The organism is Cohnella sp., assembly GCF_041640265.1.
Lineage (GTDB): Bacteria > Bacillota > Bacilli > Paenibacillales > Paenibacillaceae > Cohnella.
In genome coordinates this window covers 29,045-41,148 of sequence record NZ_JBEQAP010000014.1, presented here as the reverse complement: position 1 = coordinate 41,148, position 12,104 = coordinate 29,045, and the positions used below count along the sequence as shown (strand labels likewise).

At 46.3% G+C, this 12,104-nt stretch carries 10 protein-coding genes; 1 reads left to right on the top strand and 9 read right to left on the bottom strand.

What is annotated here, in order from left to right:
• Positions 1-75 precede the first annotated feature (75 nt).
• From ACESLK_RS12515 to ACESLK_RS12480, 8 genes are all read right to left on the bottom strand, one after another.
• A complete protein-coding gene (locus tag ACESLK_RS12515) occupies positions 76-1,299 on the bottom strand; it encodes a glycoside hydrolase family 130 protein (protein ID WP_373229795.1) in 1,224 nt (407 codons plus the stop codon).
• 2 nt (positions 1,300-1,301) lie between these two features.
• Complete coding sequence (locus ACESLK_RS12510) at positions 1,302-2,963, bottom strand: hypothetical protein (RefSeq protein ID WP_373229794.1); 1,662 nt, start codon at positions 2,961-2,963, stop codon at positions 1,302-1,304.
• 38 nt (positions 2,964-3,001) lie between these two features.
• Entirely contained in the window at positions 3,002-3,874 is an 873-nt protein-coding gene (locus tag ACESLK_RS12505; RefSeq protein ID WP_373229793.1) for a carbohydrate ABC transporter permease, read from the bottom strand.
• Between the two features lie 14 nt (positions 3,875-3,888).
• On the bottom strand, positions 3,889-4,809 hold the full coding sequence (locus ACESLK_RS12500; RefSeq protein WP_373229792.1) for an ABC transporter permease: 921 nt from the start codon (positions 4,807-4,809) through the stop codon (positions 3,889-3,891).
• Positions 4,810-5,737: 928 nt separating this feature from the next.
• Positions 5,738-7,276 carry an extracellular solute-binding protein gene (locus ACESLK_RS12495; RefSeq protein WP_373229791.1) on the bottom strand — a complete coding sequence of 513 codons (1,539 nt, stop codon included), beginning with the start codon at positions 7,274-7,276 and terminating at the stop codon, positions 5,738-5,740.
• 200 nt (positions 7,277-7,476) lie between these two features.
• Complete coding sequence (locus ACESLK_RS12490; protein WP_373229790.1) at positions 7,477-9,687, bottom strand: AraC family transcriptional regulator; 2,211 nt, start codon at positions 9,685-9,687, stop codon at positions 7,477-7,479.
• 279 nt (positions 9,688-9,966) lie between these two features.
• Positions 9,967-10,146, bottom strand: coding sequence for a hypothetical protein (locus tag ACESLK_RS12485; RefSeq protein ID WP_373229860.1), 180 nt, complete (start codon positions 10,144-10,146; stop codon positions 9,967-9,969).
• Positions 10,147-10,238: 92 nt separating this feature from the next.
• A complete protein-coding gene (locus ACESLK_RS12480; RefSeq protein WP_373229789.1) occupies positions 10,239-10,406 on the bottom strand; it encodes a hypothetical protein in 168 nt (55 codons plus the stop codon).
• A 112-nt stretch (positions 10,407-10,518) separates the two neighbouring features.
• Here ACESLK_RS12480 and ACESLK_RS12475 point away from each other — a divergent pair, with 112 nt between their 5' ends.
• Positions 10,519-10,833, top strand: a complete 315-nt coding sequence (locus ACESLK_RS12475; RefSeq protein WP_373229788.1) for a hypothetical protein — start codon at positions 10,519-10,521, stop codon at positions 10,831-10,833.
• Here the strand turns inward: ACESLK_RS12475 and ACESLK_RS12470 are convergent.
• Positions 10,830-12,104: a glycoside hydrolase family 125 protein gene (locus ACESLK_RS12470; protein WP_373229787.1), complete on the bottom strand. Its 1,275-nt coding sequence runs from the start codon at positions 12,102-12,104 to the stop codon at positions 10,830-10,832. The genes ACESLK_RS12475 and ACESLK_RS12470 overlap by 4 nt on opposite strands.

Here is a 12,104-nt window from a genome sequence, read left to right as displayed (position 1 = left end):
ACATAGGAACCATCTCCTCTCATTCTTGCAACATGTATTCTTTTTGAAATTAAGCGCTTACATAAATAGCCCATATTATCCCTCCATCTTCCTGCCTTCTGCGTCAAATTGCTTAACATACTCCACCAATGAATCGAAATTAACCCAAGAAATACCCACCTTCTGATCGGCAGCGCCATAAGACATTATCAGATCATCTCCTGCAATAATTCCTCCTGTTGTAAACAAGCAAGGCGTAGGATAATCGCTTGGCATCTCCCAAGCTTGCTGGGCGTACATTAATCGCTCCGAGCATCGATGCATCACAACCGGGAAGTCATTATCCTGCTCGCGTACGATCAGGAACGATTGCGTGTAACCAAATTGGACATCCTTCTTGCCATGATAAGAAACAAGCCATTCGTTAGCTGAAATCCTGAGAGGCGCCCAGCTTGCCCCAATCCTGTTATCCTCCCAGTGAAATTGGCTGGTTGCCAGCAGTCGATGGGTTACCCGATCCGTTACGAAGTCCTCCAACTTCTCCGCCGCAGCGAGGTAGATCGACGGTTTCTTTAGCTTAGATCCTTGCGGGAATAAGGCAGGCGTCATCGGGCGGTGAAGCATCACATATTGCAGCTTCCCGTCAATCCTCATCTTATCGGGGAACAGGAAAACATCGCGGTTATCGCTTACATGACCTTCCGTTAAGGGGCAGACATAGGTAAAAGCTTCTTCATAGCGGCCAGCCTTCAACAATTCTAAATCCAGCTTATACAGAACGGTTACGGTATTGTTGGTTCGCGCGGTAACATGGAAAGTATCATCACCCTCATGCACCCAGCCGGGCACATAGTCGTTCCGCGTATCAACCGACGGCTCCTGGTCAATAAGCCAATACGGGCCCGGCGGGAACATTCGGCATGCCACGGATAGATACAGCTCATCTCCCACAGGGAATAGGCGCGGATCCTCGATGCAGCCGTTCGAATAATCGCGCACCGTGGTTCCGTGTATGTCCGTAATGTAAATATCTTCGAAACCCTCATTCAGAGCTGGAGCAAGCGCAGGCCTGGAAAAATCGGCATCCCACGTCTTGCCTAGGTCGCTGCTTGCCGCATATCCCAGAAAAATCGGATACGGGTCGTGCTTCCCTTCCTTGCGCTTCCGAGACCATGGTCCCGTAGCCCGAAAGAGCATATGCAGCTTATCAGAAGTCGGATCTTTAACAATAGCTGGGTTTAGCACCATTTTGCTCGCCCACTCACAGCCAGGAACCGGTTCGAGCACCGGCTGCGGAGAATATCGGAAATGCGGCTTCATTTCTACACCTCCTCTGTCATAAATGAGACTTCATTATTTTGAAATAGCTGCCCAATGCAGTCCGGCTTCACAGGGATGGTGATGCCCATCCTCCGTCCTTGCTTCTCGCACCAGGCGTATAGTGATCCATCCTTATATTCGCTTCCGGCTTCCAGCTCCTCTGCGCGCTCCGACAGCGTAAACAAAAACACCCATGCCGCTTGATTCCATTCATGGAAATCGAACCGATTCCTTGGACCATCATAGATGATGTAATCGATGCACAGGGTACCTTCTTGCTCAGATCGGGTGATCTCCATACGGGGCACACCTTTGTCCGATAAAGCAGACAGCTGCTTAACCCGCACCGTTTGCCTGCCAATGACAACCGCAGCATCGTAATCAAGCTTGTTGCCAGAGTCACAATCCACCCCTTCGATATAACCTCCGATTTCTATTCGGATTCGAAGATCCTCTGCCTTAAATACGCCATTAATCGGATCCAAAACCGGGTGCCAGTCCCCGAAATCCAGCGCCATATTGATCCCGAATACGATATCGCTCTTATCCTGCACTCCCGTGAAGACAGCCGACGAGAAGTCCCTCCCATCCTTCAGGAAGCGCAGCTGTACATAGGCCGCCTTGCCATGGTTATCCACATAAGCAATCAGGTTGCGGCGTTGGTTCCACATCATGTCCTTGGAGAAGGAGCCTAAGCAGTACGCTTCCTGCATGTACGTGGTAGCAAAGCTCTGGTAACCCGTCTCCTCTTCCTCGAAGACAGTACAACGGAAGTAACGTTCCTCCTCCGTGCTAAAGTAAGGTAATAGCTCCTCCGGACAACGAAGCGCTCGAGTGTCCGGATAGCTCTCCAGCATAGGAGAATAAGAGCGGCTATGCGGACCTGCCCATTCCTTCGTACGCGGATGGTAACGCTCGGCTGCCATTCTCCATGCGATGAAAAGCAGCTTCTCGGTTAGCATGACGGAAGCGGGGTCCTTGGTCTCCTCATGAATATGGTGAAGCTCCTCCATGGTAATCGGCGTATAACAGGGGCTATTAAATTCGACAAAGGTGCCCAGCCGTACGGTGTAATCATAAAGCCGCCGCAGTCGATTCCGACCATATTGCACAAATGTTTCTAGCCCAATGACCTCTCCGCCTACGAGTGTAACGAAAGCCCCCATCGCCGCTATATTCGTATAGCTGGGACCGACATCCCGTTTCACGATCGCTTGACAAGCACGTCCTATTGCCTCCGATAATCCTTGCCTGAGCCCTTCGCTTAAGCGATCCCCATGGTGCTTTAACATTAAAACCAGCTTTTTACCGATGAAATCGGCAAAGTTCCAATCCGGAGCTTCCATCTGGTCCAGGTGCTCCTCATAATAATAGGACCAAATTCCATAGGTAGGGCTATCTTTACGCCTGTCCTGTAATTGCACAATGACGGCTGCTATTTCTGCCGCCCGCTGTGCATAATCAGACAGCCCGCTGTCCAATAAATCCAGTGCATATACGACAGACAAGTAGGTGTAGTGCACATAAGGATAGGAATCCTTTTTAAGAGCGGTATGATAGGTTTTCTCCATCGGTCCATACTGCAGCTTTACTGCCGGATTGTAAGAAGCTTCCCGTGCTGAAAGACTTGCCAATAGCTGCTCCTTATTGCTGTAAACAGTCATCATTTATCCTCCGCCAATTAGGAAGTGAAAGCTTAAAGCTATCCCTTGACCGCGCCAATCGTCATCCCCTTGATGAAATAGCGCTGCAGAAAGGGGTACAAGAATATGATCGGCCCAATGGTGACACATACCGTGGAAAGCTGCACGCCCGATGCGGAAACGGGAATGTTTACATTCGTATTCAGATAATCCAGATTCGCATTGGACACGATCCTTCTTAACATCATCTGCAAAGGGTGATTCTGCGGATTATCGATAAACATCAGCGCATTAAACCAGTCATTCCAATAAGAAAGCGCATAGAACAGTGTGATTGTTGCGATTACGGGCATCGAGATCGGCCAGATGATCCGGAAGAAGATATACAGCTCATGGGCTCCGTCCACAGTCGCCGCCTCGCTTAATTCAAAGGGAAGCGTTCGGAAATAGGAGGTCATCAAGAATGCGTTAAATGCGGAGAACAATTGCGGCAAGATCAACGCCAATAACGAGTCTCTTAAGCTCAGCCAGTTGGAGATGAGCAAATAATAGCCCACCAGACCAGGCGCGAACAGCAGCGTGATATAAATGTAAAAGGAAAGAAAATTCCGATATTTCACCTTCTGATGAGCTGCAACATAAGAGAACATGGAAGTCAGCAGCACGGCTCCGGCTGTACCGACCACAGTAATAAACACGGAAACAAAGCTGCTTTGGTACACCTGATTGCCCGCGAATAAGAAGCGATAGGAATCAAGCGAGAAAGCCGTCGGCAGCATCTGGAAGCCTCTGACAATCTGATGCTCCGCTGTGAACGATCCGATATACACAAGCCAGAAGGGAATGAGGCAAATCAGGGCAAAAAAGCCAATGAATACATATGCCGCGACGGACACGGTAAGCTGGGAAGTATCTCGTTGTTTCGATATCATGCTTAAGCTCCTCTCTAAAATATCTTCGAATCATTATCCACCCGACGGACAATCCAATTGAAGAATAGGATGGTGATAAAACCCATAACCGATTGGAATAAGGCGACTGCTGCGGCATTGCTGTAGCTGTTCATATTCGAGACATCCCTCAAGGAGCGGTAAGTATAGGTATCGATGACATCCGTAGCCTTGAAGAGCAGAGAATTGTCTCCTATGATTCCATAAATCAAGCCGAAATCTCCGTAAAAGATACGTCCCAGCGCGAGAAGCGTAAGTACGATAATGGTCGGCCTGAGCAGAGGCAGGGTAATATACCATATCTGATGCCATCGCTTGGCGCCGTCAATTCTTGCGCTTTCGTAATATTCCTCGGAGAAGCCGGTTACGGTCGCAAGATAAATAATCGAACCCCAGCCGGCTCCCTTCCATACGAAGATGATCGTCAACAGCATAGGCCAGACCGACGGCGTCTGAAACCAATCGACCGCCGAGTACCCGAAATCATTCAACGCTTTATTGATCATGCCGTCCTGTCCGTTGAAGAAATTCGTCACCATCAGGTTAACGACGATAATGGAAATGAAATGCGGCAATATCACGAGAGATTGAGTTACTTTCTTGAAAAACGCTTGTCTGATTTCATTAAGAAGCAGGGCTATCAATAATGAGCTAACGGTGCCTGCCGTAATGAACAGAAGGTTCAAGAATATCGTGTTTAACGTAACCCCCAGCCAATCCGGACCTGTGAAGAAAAACGTGAGATTATCGAGTCCCACCCATCGACTGCCCCAGAGCCCCTTCGCAGGTAAGAACTGCTTGAACGCCAATATGTGTGCGGACATGGGTAAATAAGAGAAAATAAATACGTACACTATCACGGGAAGCGACATAGCATATAACCATTTGTTCTTCCTGAGCTCCAGCATCATACTCATGTTCATGCTCACCTTTCCTTTCTTATGTAATTGAATATTACGCATTCACGAAGCTGGGCGTATAGTCTTGCTTTTATCAATGAGTTTCAACGGTAACAACTGTGGAGGTTTGAATTCTATCACTCGCGGAAGTACGGAGTTTACCAGTACCTAGTAAAGCGGCTTCGTTGGCTTAGGCTAAGTGGTAATACGCTTGGTCAGGGATGACCTCTAGGCCATGTTCCAATTAGTTGTAAAAATACATCTGATTGTTGGATTTCCGGGGGTTTCTGCATCATTGATGTAAAAGTACATCTATATTGTTGCCATTAGCCTATTTCAGCCTAAATGCGCAATATTAAATGCACTTTTACAAGTAATGGCTAAAAATGAGGTGTTCAAGGTGAATTTAGATGCACTTTTGCTACTCTTTTTAATGCTCACATTACTTCGTGCGTAACACTCGATTCGAGCGATTCTGTATGAAAAATCATATCGATTTTCCCCCAAGATGTTAATATCGTTAAATCTGTATGAAAAATCGTATAGAATCTCTCCTTTTAGCGCTTATCCCAACTATTCTATTCGAAAAATCATACAGATTTACGGACACACAAAAGGATTGACGGGTTGTGGGTGATTCGTAGAACTACCGGATTGTAGCTTCAACAACCACCTGTTCTAACTGCCTGTCGCGGTTGGCTCCGGGTTCTTGCATCTGCTTTCTCCGTCTTCTTGTTTGCAAGCTGTTCTCCGCACGAACATTTCGTACAGAACCGCTTCACACTTTAAAGCGATAAGGCACCATCTCCAGATCTTGGTATCCCTAAGCAGATCATGAGTTTAAATCCAGGTACCAACAAACCTGGACGGCGGTAAACGTTTGTTTTCGTCCATTAAAAAAAGCCGGAAGACCTAGAATTCCAGGTCACCGGCTTACAGGGTTAAGCTACTTCTTGCTGGCTAGGAACGCATCCAGCTGCTTTTGATACTCGGTTTGAATTTTTTTGACATTCTCATACGTCTTTTCTTTAAGCTTGACCAAACCCTCTGTTGGTTCCACCAGACCTAATACAATCGGCTCATAGTACTCTTTACCGGCATTGCTTAATTGTGCCACTTCATTGGATACCGGGCTTGGATCGAAGGTGAAGCCGGAGAGAATATCCGTTGTGAAATTATCCGGATCCCTCTGCCACTTGTTCAGCTTGATGACATCTTCAGGTAAGCTGGCATCGATGCGATCCAATGCAGGGTTCCAGCCCCAAGCGAAAGGAATACCGCCATAAGGCTTTTCTATGATTGGTTTATATAAGCCTTCTCCCGCATCTTCCCAGTTTTTACCTTTGATACCGTATGCAAGCAAATCGTAATTATCCTTCTGGTTCAGCCAGTTGACGAATTGAATGGCGCGTTCTTTGTTTTTACTGACAACGGGAACGGCAATATGGTTGCCTGCTTTGTACGTCGAGCTTAGCTTCATGCTCGGGTCAAATAGGCTGAAAGCTTCCGCGGTCGCTCCCGGAACCGACTTATCTAACCCTGTACGAGTACCTAGATTTACTCCGAAATCAAAGAAGGTAGAAACCGCTGCCTTCCCCTTGGTGAACTCTCCATTTTTAAGCAAAAGGGCATCCTTGGCAAAAATCCCGTCCTGATAGAACTTGTGATTTTGCTCGAAATTTTTCATGATCATTGGGTCCATGTCATCGAAAATATTATAGACCTTGCCATCATTCCCTTTGGTGTACAATCCTGGATAATTCAATACGGCGGCAAGGTTGGCATTGGGATCAAGCATACTAGCCAACCTCAGACCAACATGTTCAGAACCATTAGCGATGAATGGAGTTACCTCAGGAACCTTCTCTTTCACAGCGTACATGAATTTGATCAGATCGTCATAGCTCTTGATCGGCTCGATACCCAGCTTCTCCCGAATGTCCTTACGGATGACAAACGTCCACGGACGTATGAAATTGACTTCAAGCGGAACCGCGTACAATTTGCCGTTTACTTTGTTGGCTTCCATCAGCTGCGGAGAGCGGTTGCTCTTGATGTCAGGTCCGTACTTCTCGATCAGTTCGTCCAACGGTTCATAGAGACCAGCAGCAATGCTTTGTTCCGGTCTATTGTCCCAGATCAGATCGTAGTCTTCCGCGGAGGACAAGGCGACTTGACGCTTCTGAAGGACATCGGCCCATGGAATAAACACCACGTTCAGCTTCACATTAAGCGAATCGGCAAGACGGGTCTCCATCTCTCCCTTCACTTCACTCCAATCGGCCGGCGGATCTCCCGGGAACATGATTTTCAGTGTGACTGGATCTAATTTGGCGTCTGTGGAAGCTGCTGATGCACTCGGTTCGGCCGCATTTGATTTACCGGTTTCTGACGATGCCGCCTCATTCGAACCGCAGCCGGCCAACGTTCCTGCCAGCATTAGCGAAGCCGCCATTAACATAAGACCTTTCCTTCTTAGCTTCATTGATTAACCCCTCCATTTTTTAAGATCAACTGAGCAGTGACATGCCGATCATTTGCGTTTTGCTCGTGCATCCCGCTTGCTCGGTTCGTGTCTGATCATAATGGGATTGCTCAGCTTCCGTACAGTCCGGTATCTATCAAACGGTACGGAATGTTACAAATGGATGAGTACATATATTCTAACAAACCGAGTACGAATTTCTACTGTTCAGCTTGTGTCTTATCCAAACGGTATTGATTCGGCGTCATTCCGGTTGCTCGTTTGAACAAGGAAAAGAAGGTGCTCTTGGTTTGAAAACCGGACTGTTCCGTTATATCGGCTACGGTCCAATCGGTCGTTGTAAGCAGCTTGATAGCATACTCTATCCGTTGGTTTGTAATATAATCGGATAATGAGCAATGGAAATGGTCCTTGAATATTTGTCTGGTATAGTTCACGGACATAGATACATGGGCGGCAATGTCATCCACGGAAAGCATCGGATTGTGAAGATGATTACGTACGTATTCGACCATCTCGGCAGCGACCTCATCCTTCCGGCTTGAGGCATTCTTGTTGCGGTGCTGGTCTATGATCTGCAGCATCTCCTGGTACAACCACGATTTCACTTCCCCTAAGGTTGCAAATTGCTCCAGGAAAGTATGGATACTCTTCATCCCTTGAAACGTTTTATAATTTTTGAAACTCTTCATTATCGAATAAATAATGTGGGTCAGCTGCAGCTTGCATTCCTCATAGCTTAGCTCCTGCATGTGCAAGGTGAGATGATCCAAATAACCTTCAAGAGCCTTATCGTTCTTGAGCTGAACAGAGTGAATAACCTGCTTCAGCAATGCTTCATCTAGATCACTGTCTTTGCCGCGTTCATATCGCTCCAGATCTTCGGAGGTAAACACCCTGTCCTCATGATTAATGAATCCCATTAACGTCAGTTCGTACAGCTGGGTATAAATAATCTGCAAATTCTCCTCCACATCAAGCACGGAGCTTACAGCAGCGTGCACCTCCAGCTTCAGCCATCGACTGATCTGGATCTTTACGTCCTCCATCGCTCCCACAACTAATCCCAAGTCTTCCTCTGAAGTAGACGAAGAAATGAGCGCCACGATGTGATCAGAGCCGAAATCTACCGTTTCTGCAGCATAGCCGTGATTCACAAGGACTTCGGTCATAATGTTTCCTAATGCAAAGCGCAATGATTTGCGCGAAGCAAAGTCGAATTGCTCTTCGAAGCGTCCATACGATTCCAGACGTATGACCGCCATGCGGAACCATCCGGTTCGGAGAATTTGCGTTTGGTTTCTAATAAACTCTTTAATCGGTCTGGAAGACTTCGAATTTAGAATCCATTGGCGCAAGAAATCATCCTTCACCAATGCTTTGCTGCTCTTGAGCGATAAATCCAATTGTTCGATCTTCTCAACAAGGGAATCGAACCCTGAATGAATCCATGACATTTCATTATTGGTTTTCGTTGTCTGTACGATGGGATGTTTCTTGCCCAGCTTGTTTTGTATTTGATAGGCCAAGTCGCTAATAGGCTTCAAGCTGCGGTAGGACTGCCAGAACAAGTATAACAGTAGAGTTAACAGCAGAATGATTGAGGAACCGATAATTTCGGTCCGAATCTTGGCTACCTTTGCTTGCCAGAGAGAGATCGGCGATAAGTGATAAACATTCCATCCTTCTATAGGCAACCGTTCTGTCTGAATAGACCAGGTTTCATTGCCGGACTTCCATCTCCCGTTCTGCTTTGCTGCCGATTTATCCATTTCCATTAGTTCTTTCGTTAACGCAGGATCCGTATTGCCCAGAATGAACTCCTTATTCTTGCCTTCGATATATATTTTGTTCTGATCTTCCTCCGAAATCTGCAGCATGTTCACATTCAACAAGGGTTTACTGAACAGAATCGCAACAAAACCATGATAGTTCTGATTAGGACCGGCTGCCGGCACGACAAGAGCCAGAAACGATTCACCTTCCACCTCATGGTTAACATACTGCAAATACGGCGTTTTTTGGACCTTAATGTAGTCCAACATGATGGGGTCGTAGAAATTCTGCGTCGTGTAAATGCTTGAGTCTGAGGTGTAGATTTGGTCAATACTGAAATTGATTAAATAAATGCCGTGAATGAAAGGCTCGCTGCTCATAAATTCCCTTACGCTTGTCGCGGCTTTACTCAATGCTAATGGAGAGTAATCGTTATTATCCGTGTTCGTCCAAAGTGCAATACTTTCATCCGAATAGATTCTCAGCGCAAACTGACGTAATTTCTGCAAGGTAAATTCCGAGGTTTTCACGACTTGCTTCATTTTCTCCCGATTAGACTTTTCCATTTCATCCATTGCGCTTCGAGCGAACTGCTGACTCAGCAACATGGTGAATACTAGGGTGAGCAAGCTCACGGCTATGCAGGAAAATAAAAATATGCTTAAATACATCTTTTTCGGTCTAATCCGGCTCCACATGGCAAACCCTTCTTCCTTAATCAATACATATAAAGAACAGTATGACAGGATTCCTGCCTTGTCCAGTATGAATCTTATCGAAGAAGTGTGAATTTTATTGCGTGCACATGGTAAATCTTAGCCTCCTCCGAAAGTATACCGGTATCCGATAGCTGACGGAAACAAAAAACAGTCAAACACGAAAGTGTTAGACTGTTTTTTGTTTATTGCTTATTTTCATGAGGAGCCATCATCCATCTGTTCCGCAGCTTCGAATACATTTTGAGTAGGAACACGTGTAATTCCTTCTTGTTGTTGAAATTGGTCTTCCATCTGTGCATACCATTCTTCAAAAGACTGATCCAACTGCCATTCTCTATTGCGGTCTTCATTTACATCGGAGTCCATTTCGCTCACGGGATTCACCCCCTTGCCTGTTTGAGATCATACAATCAAAAACCTGACCCTACTAGGTCAGGTTTTTTGGAGGGACGAATGAAACCTAAGCTTCACTTGCCTTCTTTTTCTTCCGGCACATCATATTTATTTATGTGCGTAACCATCGCCTCGACTGCTTCACCGCCAACCGTACTTGATGGGACTTCCTTCACTTCATCCTCAGTTTCGTCCAGGAAATTAGCTTGATCGGCACGAATGGCATCCAGACTATTGGTCATGAAGCAACCTCCTATTTGTGAGAAAGACTTGTCTTGCTGTTCTTTGCATTCATCTTAATGTTGTCATGGCAATTGAAAATTATTCGTGTAGTTTTCATTAGGAGGAAATTCATTGTCGCAGTCTGAGGAAAAGTTTAATGAAATTGCCGCGCACCTTAACCTTACGGATAACGCAGCTAAAGGCAATATGTTCGGCGCAAAGTGCCTAAAGATAAACAATAAAGCATTCGCCATGTACCATCAAGAAGAGATGGTGTTCAAGCTTCCTGCGGAAGACAGCTTAATGTCTATGGAAGGAGTCCGAATATTTGAGCCAATGCCCGGTCGCCCCATGAATGGATGGGTTCAAGTGCCTTCTCGCCATTCCATGCATTGGGAACAGCTTTCTGTCAAAGCCTTGAACTATGTTCGGCTGCTGAATGACTAAGGTGACGCAATGAATACGCTGTATATGAATTCGGCAAACAAGCTATTCGCCCAAGCAAACCATTCTCTTGTGAATTGCTTCGGGTCATCCGCATGAAAGCCTTCGTGCATGAATCCAGTTTGAGCATCCGTAGCGGTCAACACCTTGACCAAGCTCTGAATTTCTTCCGGGTCATTGGATGTTAATCCCTGCATGGCGAGACTGATCGGCCAAATGTAGCGCTTCGGCGTATGAGGACTGCCGATCCCTTGAGCGTGTTCTCCTGCATAATAATAAGGGTTCTCCGCACTCAAGATGAATCTTCTCGTATTGCAATAGATAGGATCCTCCTTAGAGGCATAGCCTAAATAAGGGATGGATAACAGGCTGGGTACATTCGCATCGTCCATTAAGTTGTAGTTGCCATATCCATCCGTTTCATAGGCATATATTTTACCGAAAACAGGATGCTGCACAATGCCATAGGTTTGAATCCCATAATTAATTTCCGCCTCTAGAACGGCGGCCCGCTTCTCCAAAGCTTCATCCTGATAGACTTCACTGGCTATTTCCTGTATATATCGAAGGACAACAACCGCAAACATATTCGAAGGGATCAAATAGCCGAAGGTACAGGCATCATCGCTTGGACGAAAGCCTGACCAAGTCATTCCCGTATAATTAACGGGCATACCCATTCCGTAGTTTTGGAGTGTCTCTGTAGCCGGACCGTTCAATCTAGTGAAACGATACGGTGACTGTTCAAGATGTCTCTGTTCGGTTGTCCATAGCCGAATGATCAAATAAACGATTTCCTTAAAGCGATCATCGAACAACGAAGCATCACCCGTGGATTGCCAGTACAAATAACTGAGCTGAAGCGGATAACACAAGGAATCCAATTCATACTTGCGTTCCCATACCCAAGGATTGTGCTCCGTAATATCTTCCGAGTACCGTTGGTTATTCGGTTCCTCGTTGAATGCATTCGCATAAGGATCGACAGCGATATACTGCAACTGCCGCTTGATCAATCCCTTTATGATTTGCTGCAGCTCGTGATCCTGTGCGGCAAACGGCAAGTAATGCCGAACCTGCGCGCTTGAATCCCTGAGCCACATTGCCGGAATGTCTCCCGTAAACACGAAAGAGGTCCCGTCATCCGAGACCTTTGTCGTTGTTTCCAAAGTGTTGGGAAAGCACTGCTTAAACATGTACAGCAATTTCGGGTCGTGACTTAGTTTTGATTCGGCTATCTTCAATACATCTTGTATCGCCTGCGGTAATTTCAT

Coding starts and splice junctions, on each gene's coding strand:
- ACESLK_RS12515 (WP_373229795.1), bottom strand. CDS start 1,299: ATGAAGCCGCATTTCCGATATTCTCCGCAGCCGGTGCTCGAACCGGTT.
- ACESLK_RS12510 (WP_373229794.1), bottom strand. CDS start 2,963: ATGACTGTTTACAGCAATAAGGAGCAGCTATTGGCAAGTCTTTCAGCA.
- ACESLK_RS12505 (WP_373229793.1), bottom strand. CDS start 3,874: ATGATATCGAAACAACGAGATACTTCCCAGCTTACCGTGTCCGTCGCG.
- ACESLK_RS12500 (WP_373229792.1), bottom strand. CDS start 4,809: ATGAGTATGATGCTGGAGCTCAGGAAGAACAAATGGTTATATGCTATG.
- ACESLK_RS12495 (WP_373229791.1), bottom strand. CDS start 7,276: ATGAAGCTAAGAAGGAAAGGTCTTATGTTAATGGCGGCTTCGCTAATG.
- ACESLK_RS12480 (WP_373229789.1), bottom strand. CDS start 10,406: ATGACCAATAGTCTGGATGCCATTCGTGCCGATCAAGCTAATTTCCTG.
- ACESLK_RS12470 (WP_373229787.1), bottom strand. CDS start 12,104: ATGAAATTACCGCAGGCGATACAAGATGTATTGAAGATAGCCGAATCA.